17 protein-coding genes, 1 tRNA gene and 1 pseudogene are annotated in these 21064 nt (G+C 75.2%); 9 read left to right on the top strand and 10 right to left on the bottom strand.

All coding sequences use genetic code 11. The annotated features are described in order from the left end of the window. The first annotated feature begins 146 nt into the window (after positions 1-146). Both ABT084_RS34125 and ABT084_RS34120 read left to right on the top strand, forming a co-directional pair. The gene (locus ABT084_RS34125; RefSeq protein ID WP_351052538.1) at positions 147-533 is read left to right on the top strand and encodes a hypothetical protein; all 387 of its coding nucleotides are present in this window, start codon (positions 147-149) and stop codon (positions 531-533) included. Between the two features lie 78 nt (positions 534-611). Beyond that, positions 612-1250 (top strand): hypothetical protein, encoded by a 639-nt coding sequence (locus ABT084_RS34120; protein ID WP_351052535.1) that lies wholly within the window; start codon positions 612-614, stop codon positions 1248-1250. On the opposite strand, the gene ABT084_RS34115 is transcribed toward ABT084_RS34120, so the two are convergent. The 5 genes from ABT084_RS34115 to ABT084_RS34095 form a co-directional block, all read right to left on the bottom strand. Continuing rightward, positions 1228-2805 (bottom strand): bifunctional phosphatase PAP2/diacylglycerol kinase family protein, encoded by a 1578-nt coding sequence (locus ABT084_RS34115; RefSeq protein ID WP_351052533.1) that lies wholly within the window; start codon positions 2803-2805, stop codon positions 1228-1230. The genes ABT084_RS34120 and ABT084_RS34115 overlap by 23 nt on opposite strands. Positions 2806-3744: 939 nt before the next feature. Beyond that, positions 3745-5010: a thioester domain-containing protein gene (locus tag ABT084_RS34110; RefSeq protein ID WP_502969264.1), complete on the bottom strand. Its 1266-nt coding sequence runs from the start codon at positions 5008-5010 to the stop codon at positions 3745-3747. Positions 5011-5084: 74 nt separating this feature from the next. Then, positions 5085-5501 carry a single-stranded DNA-binding protein gene (locus ABT084_RS34105; RefSeq protein ID WP_351052529.1) on the bottom strand — a complete coding sequence of 139 codons (417 nt, stop codon included), beginning with the start codon at positions 5499-5501 and terminating at the stop codon, positions 5085-5087. Between the two features lie 111 nt (positions 5502-5612). After that, a complete protein-coding gene (locus ABT084_RS34100) occupies positions 5613-7676 on the bottom strand; it encodes a GTPase (protein ID WP_351052526.1) in 2064 nt (687 codons plus the stop codon). Positions 7677-7680: 4 nt separating this feature from the next. After that, positions 7681-9300 carry a dynamin family protein gene (locus ABT084_RS34095; protein ID WP_351052523.1) on the bottom strand — a complete coding sequence of 540 codons (1620 nt, stop codon included), beginning with the start codon at positions 9298-9300 and terminating at the stop codon, positions 7681-7683. Between the two features lie 378 nt (positions 9301-9678). Here ABT084_RS34095 and ABT084_RS34090 point away from each other — a divergent pair. Then, positions 9679-9754: transfer RNA gene (locus ABT084_RS34090), tRNA-Arg, on the top strand. Positions 9755-9861: 107 nt separating this feature from the next. Here the strand turns inward: ABT084_RS34090 and ABT084_RS34085 are convergent. Further along, positions 9862-10136, bottom strand: a pseudogene (locus ABT084_RS34085) (NAD(P)-dependent oxidoreductase); the annotation flags it as partial. Positions 10137-10159: 23 nt separating this feature from the next. Between ABT084_RS34085 and ABT084_RS34080 the strand changes: the two are divergent. Then, the gene (locus ABT084_RS34080) at positions 10160-11395 is read left to right on the top strand and encodes a sensor histidine kinase (RefSeq protein WP_351052521.1); all 1236 of its coding nucleotides are present in this window, start codon (positions 10160-10162) and stop codon (positions 11393-11395) included. 87 nt (positions 11396-11482) lie between these two features. Here the strand turns inward: ABT084_RS34080 and ABT084_RS34075 are convergent, their stop codons facing one another. Both ABT084_RS34075 and ABT084_RS34070 read right to left on the bottom strand, forming a co-directional pair. Beyond that, positions 11483-11668, bottom strand: coding sequence for a hypothetical protein (locus ABT084_RS34075; protein ID WP_351052519.1), 186 nt, complete (start codon positions 11666-11668; stop codon positions 11483-11485). Positions 11669-11902: 234 nt separating this feature from the next. Continuing rightward, entirely contained in the window at positions 11903-12976 is a 1074-nt protein-coding gene (locus tag ABT084_RS34070; protein WP_351052516.1) for a hypothetical protein, read from the bottom strand. Between the two features lie 313 nt (positions 12977-13289). On the opposite strand from ABT084_RS34070, the gene ABT084_RS34065 reads away from it, so the two are divergent. From ABT084_RS34065 to ABT084_RS34055, 3 genes are all read left to right on the top strand, one after another. Beyond that, complete coding sequence (locus tag ABT084_RS34065) at positions 13290-13940, top strand: response regulator (RefSeq protein WP_502969263.1); 651 nt, start codon at positions 13290-13292, stop codon at positions 13938-13940. A gap of 102 nt (positions 13941-14042) precedes the next feature. Continuing rightward, complete coding sequence (locus ABT084_RS34060) at positions 14043-14969, top strand: DMT family transporter (protein WP_351052513.1); 927 nt, start codon at positions 14043-14045, stop codon at positions 14967-14969. A gap of 624 nt (positions 14970-15593) precedes the next feature. After that, complete coding sequence (locus ABT084_RS34055; RefSeq protein WP_351052510.1) at positions 15594-16442, top strand: isocitrate lyase/PEP mutase family protein; 849 nt, start codon at positions 15594-15596, stop codon at positions 16440-16442. A 466-nt stretch (positions 16443-16908) separates the two neighbouring features. Here the strand turns inward: ABT084_RS34055 and ABT084_RS34050 are convergent, their stop codons facing one another. Together ABT084_RS34050 and ABT084_RS34045 are read right to left on the bottom strand one after the other, a co-directional pair. Beyond that, the gene (locus tag ABT084_RS34050) at positions 16909-17646 is read right to left on the bottom strand and encodes a response regulator (protein ID WP_351052508.1); all 738 of its coding nucleotides are present in this window, start codon (positions 17644-17646) and stop codon (positions 16909-16911) included. Then, positions 17643-19439 carry a sensor histidine kinase gene (locus ABT084_RS34045; RefSeq protein ID WP_351052505.1) on the bottom strand — a complete coding sequence of 599 codons (1797 nt, stop codon included), beginning with the start codon at positions 19437-19439 and terminating at the stop codon, positions 17643-17645. The genes ABT084_RS34050 and ABT084_RS34045 overlap by 4 nt, the downstream gene beginning before the upstream one ends. Positions 19440-19633: 194 nt before the next feature. On the opposite strand from ABT084_RS34045, the gene ABT084_RS34040 reads away from it, so the two are divergent. Both ABT084_RS34040 and ABT084_RS34035 read left to right on the top strand, forming a co-directional pair. Continuing rightward, a complete protein-coding gene (locus tag ABT084_RS34040; RefSeq protein ID WP_351052503.1) occupies positions 19634-20119 on the top strand; it encodes a hypothetical protein in 486 nt (161 codons plus the stop codon). Positions 20120-20212: 93 nt separating this feature from the next. Beyond that, positions 20213-20923 (top strand): 4'-phosphopantetheinyl transferase family protein, encoded by a 711-nt coding sequence (locus tag ABT084_RS34035; protein WP_351052500.1) that lies wholly within the window; start codon positions 20213-20215, stop codon positions 20921-20923. Positions 20924-21064: the final 141 nt, after the last annotated feature.

Genomic DNA, 21064 nt, shown 5'->3' with positions numbered 1-21064 from the left:
TTGTTCGCGAAGCGGAGTTTCGGGAGGCGGAGGGCGTCGCATTCTATTGAACGCGTTCAGATTCTCTGACAGCATGGCCGACGGACAGCGTTCCCGCTCACGGGTTCGGGTCCGGGTGCGGGCTCGGGTTCGGGTTCGGGTTCGCCATGAGATCGGGAGGTCGGCGCGGCATGCTCTTCGTCCTGCTCTTCTTCGTGCTGGCCGGCTCCGCGGCGGTGGCCGCGCCGGGCACGGCCCTCGGCTACGCCTTCGTCGTGACGAGCGGCCGGCTGCCCCTCGCGGCCCGGATTCCGATGCTGCTGGTCCTGGCGGTGGGCTCGTCCCTGGCCTGGCGGAACGCGGTGGCGGACGCCAACATCTGGCGGCCGGCCATGGTGGCGCTCTCGTTCGCCGCGACGCTCACCTCGGGCATCGTCTTCCTGGTGCGCGAGGCCCACAGACGGCGCGCCCCCCGGTTCCCCGGCCCGGTGTGGCCGGACCGGCCCGCACCGACCGGCCCGGTGCCGGGCGCCGCACGGCGGGACCGCGTCTGACGTCGGGGGCGGGACCGGGGGCACGGACCGGGGCAGGGATCAGAGGCAGGGACAGAGGCTTGGGGATCGGGGAGCAGTGTGGACAACGGGCTGATCGCATTGGCCGCCGCGGTCGTCGGTGTCGCCGGGACGCTGCTGGCCACCGCCCTCTCGCAGCGGATGCTGGCGCGGGTGCAGTCGGAGCAGTTCGAGCGGCAGCAGCGCGCCGCCCACGCGCAGTGGCTGCGTGAGCGCGAGGTCGCGGAGCTGGCGCTCAGGCGGGACTGCTACATCGCGGCCGGGGCCGCCTACCGCCGGTACCGGATCTCCCTGATGACCTTCCTGTGGCGCGTACGGGACGGCGGGGTCACCCCCGCGGAACGGGCGGCGCTGGACGAGGCGCGGCAGGGGCACCACACCGCCTTCGCCGAGGCCCAGATGGTCGCGGCCGCGGACGTGCTCGAGGAGCTGGACGGGCTGACCGACACCCTGGCGGGCACGTACAGCCGCGTGATGGGACTGGCCTCCCGCGACCCGGGCGACCCCGACGCCCCCGGCGCCCCCGACGGCTCCGACAGCCCCGGCGGCTCGTTCGAGGACGTGCACGCGGAGCTGCTGGGGCTGCGGGAGCGGTGGGAGAGCGTACGGGCCGTGATGCGGGCCGACCTCGGGGTGGACCCGGCCCGCGCGCCGGGGGCCGTCGGTGGGGTGTCGGTCAGCGGGGGCGGTAGACGGTGAGGGCGTCGGGCAGCTCGTCCAGCACGCAGGCCGTGGGGGCCAGGGCGTACTCGCCGTCGTAGGCGAGCGGGGTGCCCGCCGGGATCTCCGAGATGCGCAGGCTGCGCAGGCGCGTCGCCGTGTGGACGGGCGAGCGCGTCAGCGGACCGGCGAGGGCGGCGGCGAGCAGGCGCGGGCCGGGGCGGCCGCCGCCGAAGACGAGGCGTACGTCGAGCAGCCCTTCGCCGAGGCTCATACGGCGCCGGGGGGTGGGGCCGCTGCCCTGGTACGTGCCGTTGCCCGCGAAGAGCAGCCAGACGGCCCGGCTGCGCCCGGCCAGCTTCAGCCGTACGGGGCGCTGGGCGCGCAGCACCTTCCACGACGCCAGGAGCGCGGCGGGGCCGCCGCCGATGCGGGGACCCCAGTGCAGCCGGTGCCCGAGCAGCTCCGGGTAGGCGCCGATGCTGAAGTTGTTCAGGAAGTACCCGAACTCCTCACGGGCCCCGACGGCCCGCGGGACCGGCACGGCGGGGCCCGCCGAGTCGGGGGCGGGTACCGGGGTGGCGCCGGAGTCGGGGTCGAGGGCCGGTTCGGCCCGGGCGGGGCCGGGGGTGAAGCGGCCCACGCCCACCTTGACGGCGTGGCCCGCGGCCACCGCCCGGCAGGTGTCCTCGGCTCCGACGAGGCCGAGGTCGAGCGCGAAGTGGTTCAGGGTGCCGCCCGGGAACACCGCGAGGGGTACGCCGGCCCGCAGGGCGGCGGTGGCGGCGGCGTTCACCGTGCCGTCCCCGCCGCACACGCCGAGCACGGCGCTGCGCGCGGCCGCCGCGGCCAGCTCGGCGGGGACGTCCTGTCCCTCGCACTCGACGACCTCGGCCTTGGGCAGGGTGGACCGCAGCAGGTCGATCCCGGCTTCGGCGGCGGTCCCCGAGCCCTTGTTGACGATCACGGTGAGCCCCTCCCCGTCCGGGAGCGCGGGGACGTCGGCCGCCGGGCGCTCGTCGCCCGGGGCGGCCCGGGCCCGCTCGACGCGCCGGGCCACGTGCCGGACCGTGCACCCCGCGGCCACGCCGAGGGCGGCTCCCGCCAGGACGTCGGTGGGGTAGTGCACCCCCGTGTACACACGGGAGAAGGCCACGGAGGCCGCCACGGGGAGCGCGACCGCGCCCCAGCCGGGGGACTCCAGGGCCAGCCCTGCGGCGAAGGCGAAGGCGGAGGCCGAGTGGCCGGAGGGGAAGGAGGTGGTGTGGGGCTGGCGGGAGAGCTGCCGCGAGGTCGGCACCCCTTCCAGGAGCGGCCGGGTCCGGCGGACCGACCACTTGCCGACGGTGTTGATGGTGGCGGAGGCGAGGGCCAGCGAGGCCATCCCGCGCACCGCTCCGCGGCGGGTCCTGGCCGAGCCGAACACCGCCAGGGCCGAGGCGGCGCCGGCCCACAGCAGGCCGTGGTTCGCCGCGCGGCCGAGCCTCGGCAGTACGCGGTCCGCGCCGGGCCAGTGCCTGCGGGCGACCGCGTCGAAGAGCGCGCGGTCGCCGCGTGCGACCGCTCCTTGCCAGGTCAGTTCCTGATCAACCATTCCACGCCCTTACCCGCCGCCCCCCATCCAAACCACCCTCCCCCAGCAAACCCCCCACCGCGCGCCGGGTCCCGCCGGGCGGGGGGCTGCGGGGCGGGGGGCGGGGCGGGGGTGGCGGCTGCCGAGCGGAGGTGCGGTGGGCGGGGGTGTGGGATGCGGGGCTCCGGTGGGCGGGGGGGGACCGCTGAGCACTGGCCTCGCTGGTGCCGGGGCCGCTGCGCGGGGCCAGTCCCCTACCCGCCCCTTCCCGAAACCGGGCTCCGCCCGGACCCGGTCCTCAAACGCCGGACGGGCTGGAGGGGGTCCCGGGCCGCCACCCCGGCCCGCTCCCCGCACGCCGAACTGGATGGGGGATCCCGGACCGCCGGACCCGCCCCACACACACCGGACCGGCCGGGTCGGACCCCGGGCCACCACCCGTACCCGACCCCCATACGCCGAACCGGCTGAGGGGTTCCGGGTCGCCAGACCCGACCCCACACGCCGAACCGGCTCAGGGGTCCCGGGTCACCAGGCCCGACCCCACACGCCGAACCGGCTGGGGAGATCCCGGGCCGCCGGACGCGGCCCCGACACGCCAGACCGGCCGGAAGAGGCCCCCGGGCCGCCGGGCCCGCGCACACGCCTGCGGGAGCCCGCGCCGTGCCCGAGGCCGGCAGGGCTACGCCCCACGCCCCCCTCCTCAGCCGCTCGAAACGTAACGGTCACTCCCAGCCCGTCCGGCGTTTGAGGACGGAGCCCGCCCAGAACCCGGAGCTCCCCAACAGCCCGTCCGGCGATCGAGGACCAGGGCCGGGCAAAGCCCGGGGCCCACAGCCCGTCCGGCGATTGAGGACGGAGCCCGCCCAGAACCCGGAGCTCCCCAACAGCCCGTCCGGCGATCGAGGGTCGGGGTCGGGCGGAGTCCGGGGTGGGAGGGGGTTCTGCAGGGTGGCGGCGTTAGTCCGGTGGGGCCGGGGCTTCGGGGGAGGTGGGGGGTTCGTCTTCCAGGGGGCGTTTGCGGAGGAGCAGGACGACCATGCCGCCCACGACCACCAGGCCGATGGCCACGCCGGCGATCAGCGGGGTGGCGACCGAGCTGCCGCTGGAGGCCAGGCGCTCCTCGTCGCCGAGGCCCGTGGTCCCGGTCGTGCTCCGGGTCAGCCCGGTCGGCGGCCCGACGGCCGTTCCGGGCGAGCCCTGGGCCCCGGCGCGCACCGGAAGCACCCGGGTCGGCCAGATCGCGGTGGCCACGGCCGTGGCCGAGGACGCGCTGGACCCGGCCACGATCAGCGCCCGGGTCTGCTCCCCGCCGGTGAAGACCCGCCCCACCGGCACCTTCATCGCACCCTGCACCGTCACCGACGCCTCTCCGTCGGGCGTACCCGCGGGGACCTCGAAGTACAGCGTGCTGCCGTTCCCGGCGGTCATGACCGGCTGCCCGTCGGCGTCCACCACCCGCACGCCCATCGCCACGGCCGCCGCGTCCGGGGTGACCGTCACGCTCTGCGCCCCGGTCCGGACCGTGACGGGCCCGATCCGGCCGCCCACCGGCCCGGACACCTCACCCGGGTCCAGCCCCAGCGAGGCCGGCGGCTCCGGCAGCTGCCCCGCCGCCCGCTGGAGGTAATCGGCCAGCTTCTCCGCTTCGGGGTCGGCCGCCTGCACCTGCGCGCCGTCGGCCAGCCGCCAGATCGCCACCTGGGTCCCGGCCGCAGCGCTCTCGGCGGTGAGGGGCCCGGCCCCGGCGGCCTTGGCCAGTCCGGCCAGGTCGTTCAGCTGGGGGTAGGAGTGCTCCAGCACCCAGCGGATCCGGCCCGCGTCGCCGTGCCCGCCGAGGGGGCTGCGGCTCCACGCGGTCTCGGTGTAGTGCGCCTCCGGCTGCGCGAAGCCGGTCAGGCCGACCCCGTACGTCTGGAGCATTCCGCCACCGTCGACCCGCATCTCGTACAGCCCGGCCGGGATCTGCTGGACGGCCCCGTCCTGGGTGCGCAGGACCGCCTGCCCGTAGGTCTTCAGCCCGTCGAGCACGGCGCTCGCGCCCTCCGGCGACCGGGAGTCCCCCTCGGCGGCGGCCGCGGTCCCCGGCGCGGTGGCGAGGGCGGCGGCCAGCAGCGCCGTGGCGAGCGAACGCCGCGCGGCCGCACGTCCGGACGCGGCAGCGGGTGCGGGGGGTGCAGGAGGTGCGGCAGGTGCGGGAGATGCAGAGCTAGCGGGAACGGCGATCGACACAGTCTTCCCCTCCGGGCCACAGACCCAGGTGCCCGTGAGTTCCCTGAAATCCTAGCGGCCCCGAACATTCAGACCTCCGCCGCCTTCTGAGTTACCGTCAGCAACGGGCTCGTCAACGGAGCGTCCGCACGGATGATGCGGCGGAAGGCCGAGGTCCCCCGATTGAGGTCGTGCCCGATGGCCACCGCGTCGATGTCCGCCGAGAAACGCCGCTTCCCGTCGCCCTCCTCGTCCCGCACCCGCAGCCGCCCGTGCACCACCAGCGGTTCGCCGGAGGCGACCGAGCCCGCGAGGTTGACGGCGAGCGCACGCCGCGCCCACACCGTGTAGAAGCTGGTCGCGCCGTCCTTCCAACCCTCCCCCTGCCGATCCCGGTAGCGCGGGGTCACCGCGAACCGGAACCTGACCACCGCCCCGCTCGGCGATTCCCGGTAGTCCATTCCCGTCGCCACGTTTCCCACCAGCGTCACCAGGGTCTCGTTCATCCCGGCCACCCCCTCCCCCTCGCGCCCGTCCGGCCCGTCCGTCCGGCACGTCCGGACGTCACGTCCCTCCATGCTGACCCCGGCCGCCCCCGCGCCGCTCCTGCCTGTGGATTACTGACGGGTTGTGGACAACCTCGCCACCGTCGCGTACTGCTCCCGCACCTCCCGGTAGCGCAGCAGTTCGGCCGCCACCGGCTCCAGCACCCGCGCCCGCCCGCATCCGGCCGCCGCCTGCCGCAGCCGCCGCTCGGCGTCCTGCCCGTACCGCCGGGCCGGGCCGCGCGCCGCCATCGAGCACGCCCACTCCACCAACGGCCCGCCCACGATGCCCGCCACCATCAGCAGCACCGGCGGCAGCAGCATCGGCTCCAGCACCCCGACGATCTGGCCCACGAGCCACAGACCGCCGAAGATCTGGAGCAGGGTCATGGCCGCCTGCGTGAGCACCGCCGCGGGCCACCACGCGGGCCGCGGCGGCTTGCCGCTGGGGACGCCCAGCGTCATCGTCAGCTCGTCCAGCACCTCGGGCAGCCGCTCGCCGCCCCGCACCGCGGTCTCCCGTACCGCCTGCGCCCAGGGGTCGGGCAGCCCGTTCACCGCCTCGTCGGAGACGGTGCGCACGGCCTGTTCCACCCGCTGGCGGGCCGTCACCTCCTCCCCGACCGGTGCCTGCGCGGCCCCGGCACCGGGCCCGGAAGCGCGGCCTCCGATCGCGGCCAGGGCGGCCAGCCCGGCCAGGGTGCGCGGGGCGCGCCGGCCCTCGTACCAGCGCCACAGCCGCAGCCATGGCGTCCCGCACGCCTTCCCGGCATTGCGCCGCCAGGCCCGCTCGGCGGCCAGCCCGGCCGCGTACGCGCCGACCGCCTCGGCCAGCCGGTCCTCGAACTCGGCCCGCGCGCCTTCGCCGATCTCCGGCCCCCCGTGCCCGTCCGCGATGTACAGCGGGCGCAGCCGCGTCGCCGCCTGGTCGACGTCGGCGGCGATCCGCCGGGTCGCGGCGCCCCGCTCCTGGGTGAACTGGGCGAGCATCTCGCGCAGTTCACCCAGCCCCTCGCCGGTCAGCGCGGACAGGCCGAGGACCGTCGCGCCGGGTTCGCCGTGCTCGCCGAGCGCGATCCCGTCCTCGTCCAGGAGCCGGCGCAGGTCGTCGAGGACCAGGTCGGCGGCCTCGCCGGGCAGCCGGTCCACCTGGTTGAGCACGACGAACGTCACCTCGGCGTGTCCGGCCAGCGGTCGCAGGTACCGCTCGTGCAGCACCGCGTCGGCGTACTTCTCCGGGTCGACCACCCACACGACCGCGTCCACGAGCGCCAGCACCCGGTCCACGTGGTCGCGGTGCGCGCCGACCGCCGAGTCGAGGTCGGGCAGGTCCACCAGGACCATCCCGCGCAGCGCCCCCGCCTCGGAGGTCTCGCGCGGGCGCCGCCGCAGCCGCCCGGGGATCTCCAGCCGGTCCAGGAGTCCGGCCGCCCCGTCGGACCAGCTGCACGCGATCGGCGCGGCGGTGGTCGGGCGGCGCAGACCGGTCTCCGAAATCTGTACCCCCGCGAGTGAATTGAAGAGCGTGGACTTGCCGCTTCCGGTGGCTCCGGCGATCGCGACGACGGTGTGCTGCGCCGAGAGCCCGCGGCGGGCGGCGTACTCGTCGAGCACCCGGCCCGCCTCGGCCAGCGTCTTGCCGTCGAGCCGGGTCCGGGACAGCCCGACCAGCTGGCGCAGCGCCTCGAGCCGGGTGCGCAGGGCCTGACCCTCGGGGCTGAGCGGCGGCGCGGCGGGCGCCTTGCCGCCGTCGTTCCCGGCGCCGGAGACGGCCCGTACCAGCGCCTCGTCGGCGCCCCCGTTGCCCTCCGGATCGTCGTCGTCGGGGTCCGCACCGGGCCGGCGCGACCGCGCGATGAACCCGTCGTCCCAGCGCGGCCGGCCCTCCCCGCCCTGGTCGTCGCCCCGGTCGTCGCCCCGGTCGCCGCCCTGGCCTCGGTCCTGGTCGTGGCCTTGGCCCTGGCCTTGGCCCTGGCCTTGGCCCTGGTCCTGGCCGGAGCTCAGGCCCTCGCCGGGGTCCCGGTCGCGCGACCGGTCCTGGCCGCGGTCCCGGCCACGGCCACGGTCCCGGCCCCGGTCCCGGTCCCGGTCGTCCTCGTGGTCGCGGTCGTCGGTTCGGTCGGTCAGGGCGGTCACCGCGTCACCTCTCCTTCTGCAGTAGGGACAGCGCGGCGATCAGTTCTGCCTGGGGTTCCGGGGTCACTTCGAGCGCTTCGAGGGGCGCCAGGCGGCGGTCGCGTTCGGCGCGCAGCACCTGGTCGAGGTGGGCGGCGACGAGTTCGCCGCCGCGGTCGCGCAGCCGCAGCGCGACCTGTACGCCGACCCGCTCGGCCAGCTTCTCGCCCGCCACCCGGGCCCGCTTGCCGCCGAGCAGCACCGCGACGAGCAGGGCGGCCACGCCGTCCGGGTCGGGCCCGGGCTGCTTGTCCAGCTGGGCCACTTCCTCCTCGGCCAGCTCCTCCAGGACGCGCCGCCAGCGCCGTACGGCCATCCCGATGCGCTCGCCCGCCTCCCGGTCGGGGGCGGGCAGCGGGACCGCGGCGGCGGCCGGTTCGCGGCGCCAGGCCTGCGCGATGCGCTCGTCGGCGGCGGCGACGGCGCACTGCAGCAGGGCGGCGAGCGATTCGGCGAGGGAGTCGAGGAGTTCGTCGGGGGTGGTGTCGAGGGGGTAGCCGCGCCAGCGGGTGAGGGCGTCCCCGGCGAGTACCGCGCCGTTGTCGAGCCGGGTACGGACCCGCTTGCCCTCGCGCTTGTACGCGTCCTCGACGGCGAAGGTCAGCCGTACGGCGGCGGCGTGCTGGGCGGCGACGGCGGAGGCCAGTTCGGGCATCCGGCGGGAGAGCGAGTCCAGCACGCCGAGCGCGGTCCGGCCGACGGCCTGCTGCCGCGCGGCGGGGTCCTGCGCGTGGTGGCTGAGCCAGGCGAACAGCGGCGCCACCGCGCTGGCGGGCAGCAGCCCGCCGTCACCGGCCGACTCGGGCAGCTCCGGCACGGTGAAGCGCGGTACGTCGCCCAGCCCGGCCCGCGTGAGGAGCGCGGCGTACTGCCGCGAGACCTCGCCCAGGACCTGGTGCGGCACCCGGTCCAGGACGGTGACCAGCGTCGCCTTGTACTCCTTGGCGGTGCGCAGCAGGTGCCAGGGGACGGCGTCGGCGTAGCGGGAGGCGGTGGTCACCATGACCCAGACGTCGGCGGCGCAGATGAGCTGGGCGGCCAGGGTCCGGTTGTCGACGACGAGGGAGTCGATGTCGGGGGCGTCCAGGACGGCGAGGCCGCGCGGCAGGGTGCTGACGGTCTCGATGCGCAGCTCGCGCGGCTGGCCGCCGCCCGAGGCGGCGGGGCGCCGGCCGAGCCTCTTCCGGGCGACCGGAACGGCTTCTTCCTCGCCCGGCGGGAGCCAGACGCGCATCAGGTCGGGGAGCACCCGCATGCCGGCGAACCAGTGGTGGTCGTCCGGGTGGCAGACGAGGACGGGCGTACGGGTCGTGGGCCGGAGCACGCCTGCTTCGCTCACTTGGCGGCCCACGAGGGAGTTGACGAGAGTGGACTTCCCGGCTCCGGTGGACCCGCCGACGACGGCGAGCATCGGGGCTTCGGGGGCTTTGAGCCGGGGCACGAGATAGTCGTCGAGCTGTGCGAGCAGCTCCGATCTGGTCTGCCGGGCGCGCGGGGCGCCGGGCAGGGGCAGCGGCAGACGCACGGAGGCTACCCGGTCGCGCACGGCGGAGAGGGCATCGAGCAGCTGAGGCCGAACATCCAAGGTCACCACATGTGAAGAATGCCCAATTTGTGACCCTTTTTGAAGCTTATACGCCCCCTGCGCGGCGAACGCGACTCCACTGGGGCATTACGGGGACTTCTCAGCGCCCTCCACGGGCCTCCGCCGAGACATCACAGACAGACGGGACGAGTGGGGCACAGGCATAACGAGTACACAACACCCGGGGCGCCGCGGCGCAAAAGCGATGCGAGAATCGCACCTGCCTGCGATTATCGGGACCGCTTCACCGAACCTCCACATCGTGGCACGCGGGGGAAGCAACCGGGACAAGGTGGCCGGAGCCCTATCCTTGACCCGGCACGGACGCAGTCCCATGCCCACCCCAGGGCTCCAGGGCCCCACAAGGGCCACCTTCCGGCCCCCGTAGCTCAGTGGATAGAGCAGGTGCCTTCTAAGCACTTGGCCGCAGGTTCGAGTCCTGCCGGGGGCACCACTTCTCCACCCCTCGAAGCCCTCCTCCGGGAGGGCTTTCGTGCAGGTCACGGCACATTAACGCGGGCGCCGTAGCAGGGACGTAAGCCCGGTCGCGGGGTCCCCGCTACCGGCGGCGGCGGCCCGGCGGAATCCGGCCGTGGAACCCCCACAGCGCGGGGCGCCCAGGTGCGGGATGACGACTGCGTTGTCCAGCTCGAACAGCGGGGAGTCGGTGCGGGGCTCGGTCGAGAAGACGTCGACGGCGGCGCCCGCGACGCGGCCCTCCTTGAGCGCCGCGTGCGGCTCGGCCTCGTCGACGGTCCCGCCGCGGGCCGCGTTGACGATGCGCCCGCCCGGCTTGCCTTGTGCAACGCCTCGAAGCCGATGAGACCGGACGTCTGGCGTGCCTCCTAGACTCGGCCCAATGCCCCACGACACGCGACACCGGCTGCGGAACGCCGCTCCCGGCGCCCTCTGCGCGGTCCTGGGCGCGGGCGCCCTGACGGCCGCGCTGCTCACGGCCCCTTCGGCGGGCTGGAGGGCCGTCCTGCCCATGTCGGTGGCGGTCGTCGCGGCGCTCGCCCTGACCGGCTTCCCCGCCCGGGTACCGCTCGTACCGACGGCCGCGGCCGTGGCCGTGACCTCGGCCCTGGGGACGGCCGCGCAGTTCCCGCCCGCCGCCGAGACGCAGCAGGGTCCGGTCGGCCTCCTCGCCCTGGCCGAGGTGGCCGCCCTGCTGGTGCTCGTGCTCCTCCTGGCGCGGCGGGCTCCCGCCCGGCAGGCCGTCGTACTCGGATCGGTGATCGCGCTGCTGGAGTCGACGGTCGTCCTGCGCCTCCAACTGCCGCCGACCGTGCTGGAAGCCGCCGCGCAGAGCGCGTTCTTCGCGCTCGGCGCGATCGGGGCCGCCGCGGTGGGCGGTTACCTGCGCACGCTGGAATCCCGCAGGCTGGGCGCGGTGCGCGACGCCCGCCGCACCCAGCGCCTCCAACTGGCCCGGGACCTGCACGACTTCGTGGCCCACGACGTCTCGGGCATCGTGGTGCTCGCCCAGGCCGCACAGGTGGTCGGCGCCACCCAGCCGGACAAGGTCCTGCCGCTCCTGGCGCAGATCGAGGCCGCGGGCCTCCAGGCGCTGGGATCCATGGACCGTACGGTCCACATGCTCGACGGCGCGGACGCCACCGCCGCGGGCGGCGGCCGGGGCGGTGAAGGCCGGCCCCAGGCCTACGGGCTGACGGACATCGTGGACGTCATCGACCGGTTCCGGGCCTCGGGGCGCGCCGAGGTGGACCTCGACATCGACCTGACGCCCGCTCATGTCGCCAGGGTCCCGCGCGAGGTGGCGGCGACCGCCCACCGGGCGGTCGTGGAGGCACTGACCAACATCCGCCGGCATGCCCCCACCACTCCGCTGGTCCGCGTCCGAGTGCTCCCGGACCTCACCGGCCCCGTCCCCGGCCCCGTGCTGGCCGTGTCCGTGACCAACAGCGCCCCGTCCCTGCACGACGGGGGGCTGGGCGAGCGGGCCCGCCGCGGCGGCGGTTCGGGGCTGGAGGGCCTCGCCGAACGCGCCGCGGCGCTCGGCGGCACCCTCGACTTCGGCGTACGGGCCGACGGGGGCTGGCGGACGTCCGCCACGCTGCCCATCGGCGAATGACGCCGAAAGACGGTCCGTCTCAGCACGGTGCCGGCTCCGCTGGGCATCTGCCCGCTGTTCGTGGCCCTCGCCGCCGTCGGCTGTCCGTCACCCCCGGGCACAGCTGCGGCGGTTACCGCGGCGGCGCAGGCGATACGGGTAGGTGGCGGCGCCCAGCGCGGCGCCCCGGACCACCCAGAGGACCGCGGGGCACATGATCCCCCACGAGGCGTTCCCGAAGCCGCGAAGGGCCATCAGCATCACCAGGCTGCCCAGGGTCGAGAGCACGGCCACGTAGACCGCCCGGTGCCCGGTGCCCCCAGGTGCGGAGCCTGGCCGGACCGCTCCAGGTGCCGGGGCCGTGCGGGGCCCGGCCGCAGTGCACGCACCGACTCTTGGTGCGCCGCTGGTGGGCGAGCGTCGCGGCGATCCACAGCAGCCCGCCGAGGAAGATGATCATCTGATTCACCGCTCGGGGCGGAATCCGGTGACGAGCTGCTTGAACAACCGGACGTCGAAGTCACCGGGTCAGCCGCGCGCACAGTGCCCGCACGTGCCGCGCCGCCGGAAGTAGTGGGCGAGGGCCGCCGCCGCGAGCGCGATGCCCCACACGGGCCAGACCGTCTCGGGAACCGTGGCGCCCCAGTCGTCCTTCTGGTTGTCGAAGGCGCCCTGGAAGTGCAGGCGGATGTACATGACCCCGGCGATCGTCACCATCAGGGAGACCAGCCAGGCCGGTACGACCGCCAGGCTGATCGGCACCCGCTTGCCCCGCAGGCCCACCATCCAGCGCGGGAAGACCTCGCCCCAGCGCTGCACCAGCCCCAGGGTCAGCAGGGAGCCGAGGGCGCCCATCGTGGCGAGGGCCGCGCCGAAGATCCAGAGGTGGTCCGCCTTGCCCTCCTCCCACAGCTTGTCGGAGATCCCCAGCGGGTAACCGAGGGCCCACGCCCAGCGGGTGGCGGCGTACAGGAGGGGGACGACGACCGCGGTGTACGCGGCCTTCCTGCCCCAGCGCGCGGCGGAGGCCGGGGAGGTCCATTCGGCGCCGGCCCCGGTGCGGCCGCAGTTGCCGCAGGCGTCGGTGGTCCGGCGCTGGTAGGCGATCGCGGACGCGGCCAGCAGCGCCACCGAGACCACGGCGAACAGCTGATTGATCACGGTCCAGTTGATGGCGCTGAACTTCAGCATGAAGACGTAGGCGAGGTTCCCGAGGATCCGGAAGTCGGCCAGCGTGGAGAAGACGGCGGCCACGGAGACGGCCGTGGCGCCGAGCAGGACCCGGGTCGGAATCCGTCGGCGCCCGGGCAGCGCCAGCAGCAGGGCGACGCCCGCGCTGAACAGGAACCCACCGGCGAGCCACGGGGCGAGCCGCGCCCGGCCGACGTGCTCGAAGGCCGAGTACTCGGGGTTGGCGTCGTCGGCCCCGAAGGGGAAGCCGGAACCGCCCAGGGCCCAGTACATCTGGGCGAGTCCGTAGGCGAGCAGCACCAGGAAGGCGACGTACCCGATCCAGCGCGGCCAGCCGGCCGGCCGGCGGCGGACGGCGCCCGGGGTGCGGGCCTGTCGCGGTAAGACCGTGCTGTCGGTCATCTGTGTCATGGTGCTGCCTCCTTGGGTGTTCTGAGGTCCAGCATTTCTTGCGGGGGTCCGGCGCACATCTGCCGAACGGCAGATCCGGGGCCGCCTGCGGAAGGCGGCAGCAGGAGGGCCGGGCGCCGGCACTGCGGGTGCCTCACCACCAAGCAGCGTCAACGACAGCGCCGCGGACATCGCGGAAGAACGGGGGACGCGCGGCGCTCGGCACTGGCGCTGGCGCTGGGCGCTGGGCCCTGGGCGCTCGACGTCCATCTGCCCAGATACCGGCAGGGGCCGGTTCGGCTGCCCGAAGCGATCACCGGATACGGTGCCGACCGTGACCATCCGCATACTTCTCGCCGACGATCAGGAATCCGTTCGTATGGGATTCCGGCTGATTCTGGATTCCCAGCCGGACATGGAAGTCGTCGGCGAGGCCGTGGACGGCCTCCAGGCCGTCGAACTGGCCGGGGAGCTGCGGCCGGACGTGGTCCTCGCCGACATCCGCATGCCGCGCCTGGACGGGCTGGAGGTCACGCGCAGACTCGCCGGCCCCCAGGTCGCCGACCCGATCCGGGTGGTCGTGGTGACCACCTTCGACCTCGACGAGTACGTCCACACCGCGCTCCACAACGGGGCGTGCGGCTTCCTGCTGAAACGGTCCGGCCCCGCCCTGCTGGTGGAGGCGGTCCGCGCCGCCGTGGCGGGCGACACGATGATCAGTCCCTCGGTCACGGTCCGTCTGCTCAAGCACCTGCAGAGCCCGGTGAAGCCGAAGTCGGCCGCGCTCATCGAGGCGTTGACGGAACGCGAGACGGAGATCGCGCGCCTGGTGGCCAAGGGGCTGACGAACGCGGAGATCGGTACCGAACTCTTCATCTCCGCCGGTACCGCCAAGACCCACGTCGCCAACATCCAGCGCAAGCTCGACGTGCGCAACCGGGTCGGGATAGCGGCCTGGGTGTGGGACAGCGGCCTGGCGGCCTGAACGGCCAGGTCACCCGGATGGAGGACATCTTCGACACGGCCGCCTTCCGCCGCCTGATCGAAAGCTGACCGCGGTGCGTCCGGTGTCCCTAGATTTGCGGCCATGAGCCCCTCGACCTCGTCCGACGCGTCCGAACGCCCTGGGACGGACCGGCGGGCCCTGCTCGCCGCCGCCGTCACGGTCCTGCTCTGGGCCTCCGCGTTCGTGTCCATCCGGGCCTCCGCCGACCACTTCGCCCCCGGCGCCCTCGCGCTGGGCCGGCTGCTGACGGGATCCGTCGCCCTGGTGGTGCTGCTGGCGGTGCGGCGCGGCGGGGTGCCGCCCCGGCAGGCGTGGCCCGGGATCCTGGGGTCCGGCGTGCTCTGGTTCGGCGTCTACATGGTCGTCCTGAACTGGGGCGAGCAGCTGGTGGACGCCGGTACGGCCGCCATGGTGGTCAACATCGGGCCGGTGCTGATCGCGCTGCTCGGCGGCTGGTTCCTCGAGGAGGGGTTCCCGCCCCTGCTGCTGGCCGGGATGGCCGTGTCGTTCGCGGGCGCCGTCATCGTCGGCTTCTCGACCGCCGGGAGCGGTGCGTCCCCCGTCCTCGGGCTGCTGCTCTGTCTGCTGGCGGCCGTCGCCTACGCGTCCGGGGTGGTGCTCCAGAAGCCCGCGCTGCGGTACGCGACGCCGACGCAGGTGACGACGTACGGCTGCCTGACCGGTACGGTCGCCTGCCTGCCGTTCGGCGGGCAGCTGCTCTCCGACCTCGCGCGGGCGCCGCTCACGGCCACCCTCAACGTGGTCTACCTGGGGCTCTTCCCGACCGCGCTGGCCTTCACCACCTGGGCGTACGCCCTGTCGCGGACCACCGCCGGGAAGATGGGGGCGACGACCTACGCCGTGCCCGCCGTGGTGATCCTCATCTCCTGGCTCGCCCTGGACGAGGTGCCCGGCGGGCTCACCCTGCTCGGCGGCGCGGTCTGCCTCGGCGGCGTGGCCGTGTCCCGGCTGCGCGGGCCGCTCCGCCCGGCGCCGCCGGATGCCTGAGGCGAGCCGCCGGGCCATCTGCTTGCCGGGATGGCCCGCGACGAGCAGCTTGCCGATCGACCGCCGGAGCGAGGGGATGACGTCGTCGGCCGCTTTCGCCGTACGGATGCGAGCGCTTCGTCCAGGACCGGCCCAGGCCGGGGGCCGTCGGGCCGGGCGGTCAGGATCTCGGTGCGGGCGTCGGCGAGCGCGGCCCGGATCGCGGCGTCGGCGAGCGCGGCCCGGATCGCGGCGCCGATCGCCCGTCCGGAACATCCCGCTCCATACACGGTCCCCCGATCGGTCAAGATGTCCGGCAGTTACCCGTCCGCAGCGTTGGTGATCCCTCACCTTCTGGCGCTGCGAAAGTCCGAGCCGTCGTGCGGTCTCAGTCTAGGGTCGGCCTAGCGGCACAGTGATCGAGGGAAACGGCGCTTCCGCGCCCCCTTCCCCGCGCCGCCCGGGTCATCCCCGTCAGCACCCGCCCCGCCCGTTCGAGAGGCTCCGCCGATGCCCGCGCTCCACGGACGGCTCCGCACTCCTGGCCGATGTGGGCCGGAATGCGCCCACTCCTCGGTCAACTCTCCGAGCGAGGGCCACGGGAGCCACCCCGAACCGTACGAACCAGCCCGGAGGACACCCCGCGTGAACCAGCTCGCCCCCGCCGACCAGCTCGCCCGCGCCCTCGCCTTCCGCCGCCTGCACGAGGAGCCGCGCCCCTTCGTCGTCCCCAACCCCTGGGACGCGGGCACCGCCCGCCTGCTGACCGGGCTCGGCTTCGCCGCGCTCGCCACCACCGGAGCGGGGCTCGCCTACGGGCTCGGCCTGCCCGACGGCACCAACCGGGTCACCCGGCACGATGTCCTGGCGAACGCCGCGGTCATCGTCTCCGCGACGCACCTGCCGGTCTCCGCCGACCTGGAGAGCGGCTTCGGCGAGACGCCGGACGAGGTCGCCGAGACCATCCGGCTCGCCGCCGCGGCCGGGCTGGTGGGCGGCTCGGTCGAGGACTCGACGGGCCGCGCTGGGGATCCCGTACGCCCCTTGGAGGAGGCGGTGGAGCGGGTGGCCGCGGCCGTCGCCGCCGCCCGCGGGCTCGACTTCCCCTTCACGGTGACCGCCCGCGCGGAGAACTTCTTCCAGGGGCGGCCCGACCTCGCGGACACCATCCGGCGCCTGCGCGCGTACGAGGCCGCGGGCGCCGACGTGCTGTACGCGCCCGGGCTCCCGGACGCCGAGTCCGTGCGCGCGGTGTGCGCCGCCGTCGACCGCCCGGTCAACGTCCTGATGGGTTCGCCCGCGCTCGCCCTGTCCGTGGCGGACCTCGGCGCACTCGGCGTCCGGCGGATCAGTGTCGGCTCGGCGCTCTCGCGGGCCGCGCTCGGCGCGGTGGTCCGCGCCGCCGAGGAGATCAGTACGCACGGCACCTTCGGCTTCGGCGCGGACGCGCTGCCGTACCCCGAGGTCAACGCGCTGATGGCGACCGAGAGCTGAGGCGTGGGGGCCGAGGACCGATGGACGCGCACCGCCCCGCTGCCGGCCAACGCGATCGGGTTCCCGTCCCAGACGTACGACGCCACGGCCGGGCTCATCGGCAACACCCTGCTGGCCCTGGCCCGGGGCGGGGAAGCCCCGAAGTCCCGCGCCGCGACCGGGGACTTCGTCCGGGAGGCGGCCCGGCACGACGCGCCGGTCCAGAACACCCGCCGCTTCGCCGCCGGGCCGCTGCGCCACGGGGCCGCCGAGGTCGCCCCGGGGCAGCAGGTGCTGGTCCTGCTGGCCGCCGCCAACCGGGATCCGGCGGTCAACCCCGACCCGCACGCCTTCCGGCCCGGCCGGGCGGCGCCCGTCCTCCTCACCTTCGGCAGCGCCGACTGCCCGCGCCGCCCGCGCCGGTCACGTCGGCCGCGCCGGTCGCATCGGCCGCCCGGTGCCCGGGCTGATGGCCGCGGGCCGGGCATCAGCCCTCGTGCGGGTGGTCCGGGGCAGGGCCGAGGCCCACCTGGTGGGCCAGCAGGGCGGCTTGCACCCGGCTCGTGCTGCCCGTCTTCTCCAGGATCGAGCCGACGTGCGTCTTGACCGTGCCGATGCCGATGCCGAGCCGCCGCGCGATGGCCAGGTTGGCCAGCCCGGCTCCCAGCAGGACGAGCACCTCGCGCTCGCGCTCGGTCAGCGCGGCGATCCGGGCGTCGGGCGCGGCCGGTGCGCGGCGGCGGGCGGGCCGCGCTCCACCGCCCTCCAGCATGCGCCGGATGACGGTGCCGGTGACCCCGGGCGAGAGGACGGCGTCCCCCGCGGCGGCCGACCGTACGGCGCTGATCAGCTCGTCGGGGCCCTCGTCCTTGAGCAGGAAACCGGTGGCTCCCGCGGCCAGCGCGCGCAGGACGTTCTCGTCGTCGCCGAAGGTGGTGAGCATGACCACCTTGGGCCGGGGGTCCAGGGCGGTCAGCGGGCCGATCGCCGCGAGGCCGTCGAGGACGGGCATCCGGATGTCGATGAGCGCCACGTCCGGGTGGTGCAGGGCGGCGAGTTCGACGGCTTCGGCGCCGTTGGCGGCCTCGGCGACGATCTCGATGCCACCCGCGTGGCGCAGGATCATCCGCACCCCGGCCCGGATCATCTGTTCGTCGTCGGCGAGCAGAACCCGCACGGCGGCCCCGTCGGCATCGGCGGTGGTGTCCGTTGCGCTCTGGTTCATCGTGTACTCCTCGGCGCCATCGGCACCTCGAATCGGTCGATCGTGGTCAGGATGCCGTCGCTGAAGCAGTAGCGGGTGAGCCGCAGGGTGTCCGGCCCCTCGTGGTCGTCGCCGTACGGGAAGACGCATGCGTCGGCGGCGGCGGGCCGCGGCGGTTCGTGCCCCGCCGCCGCGGCGCGGGCGAGGTCGAAGTCCACGACGCCCGCGTACCGCGCCTCGTCCCGGTCCATGCCGATCCGCGGCGGCTTCGGCGCGACGTAGCGGGACGGCTGGGCGTGCGCGGCCAGCTGGATCCCGGCCGCGAGCACGGCCACGATCCCGGCCAGCCCGAGCAGCGCGGACGCGGCCTGCGCGAGGGGCACCAGGAGCGGGGCCCGGCGCAGCCGCCGGGCCGCGGCCGCGAGCCGCGCGACCGGACCGCCCCCGGCGCCCGCGGGCCCGGGCCGCGCGCCGTCCCGTATCCCCACGGCCCGCACCGCCTCGGCCCGTGCCCCCTCGGCCCGTGCCCCCTCGGTACGGCCCTCCTCCGCCCGCGCCCCCTCGTCAGGCACCCCCTCGGTACGCGCCCTCCCGCCGGGCGCCCCCTCCGGCAGCGCTCCCCCGGTACGGGCCCCCTCGTCCGGGTCGGCCCGCTCGGGCTCCTGTCCGGGCCGCGCGGGGATCCTGGCGACCACCGCGAAGCCGACGCCCCAGGGCCCGGCGGACAGCATCCCGCCGAGCAGGGCGACCCGTTCGCGCAGCCCGGACAGGCCGCGCCCGGACCCGACGGGCGCCGCCCGCGGGTCGGGGGCCGCGGCCCGGGCGCCGTTGACCACGCTCACCTCGACGAGGTGCGCGGTGTGCGCGACGGCCACCTCCACGGCGGCCCCCACCGCGTACCGGTGCACGTTCGTCAGGGCCTCGCGCACCACCCGGTGCACGGCCCGCCGGACCCGCGCCTCCAGCAGGTCCGTGTCCGGCCCGGTCCAGGAGAAGTCCACGGCGACCCCGCCCGCGCGCGACTCCCGGGCCAGCGCCTCGATGTCGGCCCGGGTGCCGGTGGCGTCGGTCAGGGCGTCCGTACCGGTGTCCCGGGCCAGCGGTCCGAGCACCCCGAGCACCTCGCGCAGCTCCCGCATGGCGTCCCGGGTGGCCTGGCGGATCTGCGCGGCGCTGTCCCGAAGGTCCTGCGGCTGGCCGCGCAGCGCCATCTCCAGCCCGCCGGTGTGCAGGGAGATGAGGCTCAGCCGGTGGCCGACCAGGTCGTGCATCTCGGCGGCGATCCGGGACCGCTCGTGGATGCGCGATTCGCTGTCCGCGAGCCGCCGGGCCTCCTCGGCGGCGGCGGTCCGCTCCCGCAGCGCGGCGAGCAGCCGCTGCTGCTGACCGGCGGAGGCGCCGACCAGTCCGGGGACGAGCACGGCCACGGCGGCCAGGATCGCGCCGACGGTCAGCCCGTAGTCCCAGGCCCCGCCCATCTCGCGGTAGACCGCCCACCCCGCGGTGGGGACGGTCACCGCGCTCGCGGCGAGCAGCACGGCGGCCCGCCGCCCGGTCCCCGCCAACCGCCGCGTCACCGTGTAGGCGGTCACCGCCGCCAGCGGCGCGAGGGCGGACATCATGCCGAGGAGGGCGCCCATGAGGACGAGGGCGGCCTCGGGGAAGCGGCGGCGCACGACGAAGGCCGCGAGCGCGGCCAGGGTCAGCAGCGCCTTCGCGTTCAGCGGCATCGAGCCACCGATCCGGGTGAGCACCTCGTACGCCGCAAGAATGAGGGCTCCGCCGCCGACCGCTTCGGCCGCGGCCCGGGCCATGGCGCGCCCCATAAAAGACATATCCCCGATTATCCGAGGCCGGAGCCCCCGGCGCGTACACCTCACGGGGGATCGGCCCCTCTGCCCAAAGGGGGAGCGGGCTCACGGGCCAGTTTCCGTATCAGACTTGCGGCGAATACCGGTTCGTCCGCAGGGCGGACCCGAGCGGGGGTCCGGGGGGCAACACTGGAGACATGAAGCGTCCCTTCGTCATCGCCCTCGCCACCGTGGGAGTCATCGCCACCGCCGCCGTCGCCCTGCCGAACCTGCCGCCCAATCCCCTGACCGACACGGTCAACGCCCGTCTCTTCAACAACGAGGAGAAGACGTTCGCCACCGCGGCGGACGCGCCCAAGAAGGGCGACCCCGCCTTCGTCCTGCCGGACTGGATCCCGCAGGACGCCACGAAGGTCAAGGTGAAGGCGCACACGACGGGCAAGGCGAAGCTGATCCGCTTCACCCTCGGGCCGACCCCGCTGGGCGGGCCCCAGTGCGCGGGCGCCCCGGCGCAGCCCGCTCCGAAGCTGGGCGCGAAGTGGTGGCCGAAGGACGCGGGGCAGGCCCACCCGGAGTGCCGGGGCCACTACCAGGTCGTGGTGCGCGGGGGGAAGGTCTACGCCTGGACCAACGGCGCGGCCCCGACCGGCGCGACGATGGCCGGCGTCGGCCCGACGCGTTGAGGCTCCGGCCGGTGAGCGAGCGGGGGGCAGGGTGACGGGCCGGAGCCCGGGCCGCCCTGGTTCGGTGTCCGAGGCCTCGACTACTCTCGTCAAGTGATCGAGTACGTGAACCAACTCGGCGGCGGCGCCCCGCGGATCGGTGCGCTGCCCAAGGGCAGCTCCGTCTCCCTGTGGGCCCTGGACACCACGCTGGACGTGGTCGGCGGCCACCGCGTCACCGAGGCGCTGTCCTTGCTGGACGCGGCCGAGCGCGACCAGGCGGGCCGCCGCCGCCAGCAGGCCGACCGGCACCGCTACCTCGCCTCGCACGTCGGGCTGCGGGTGCTGCTCGGCGGCTATCTGGGCCTGGCCCCGGAGCGGGTGCCGCTGGTCCGCGAGGTCTGCCCCTGCTGCGGCGGCCCGCACGGCCGTCCCGCCGTCGCCGGGGGCGCGATCCAGTTCTCGCTCTCGCACAGCGGCGACCTGGCGTACTTCGCCTTCTCCCGGGTGCCGCTCGGGGTCGACGTGGAGGCGATACCGAGCGCCGAAGCCGTGGCCGACGTCCTGAACACCCTGCACCCCGACGAGACCGCCGAGCTGACCGCCCTGCCCGAGGCGGCCCGGCCCGTCATGCTGGCCCGGGTGTGGTGCCGCAAGGAGGCCTACCTCAAGGCCACCGGCACCGGTCTCGCCCTCGGCCTGGCCGACCCGTACGTCGGCTCCGCGCCCGCCCCCGCCCCGGTCGCGGGCTGGACCCTGACCGACCTGCTGGCCCCCCGCGGTTACGCGGCCGCGCTGGCGGTCCAGGCGGCTCCCGCGGCGTAGGCCGTCTCGTTCGGATCGCGGGCCAGGCAAGATCCGAAAGAGACGGCCTAGTACTGCAACGGTGCTTGCTGTGACGGTTGGGCAGTTTCTGGTGGCGTGTGGCCGCGTCGTTTGTAGTGGCTGACACGTGCCTGGAACTGT

The organism is Streptomyces sp. NPDC002138 (assembly GCF_040296485.1).
Classification (GTDB): domain Bacteria; phylum Actinomycetota; class Actinomycetes; order Streptomycetales; family Streptomycetaceae; genus Streptomyces.
The sequence above is the reverse complement of the archived record's forward strand: the minus strand, read 5'-3'. Positions and strand labels throughout refer to the sequence as shown.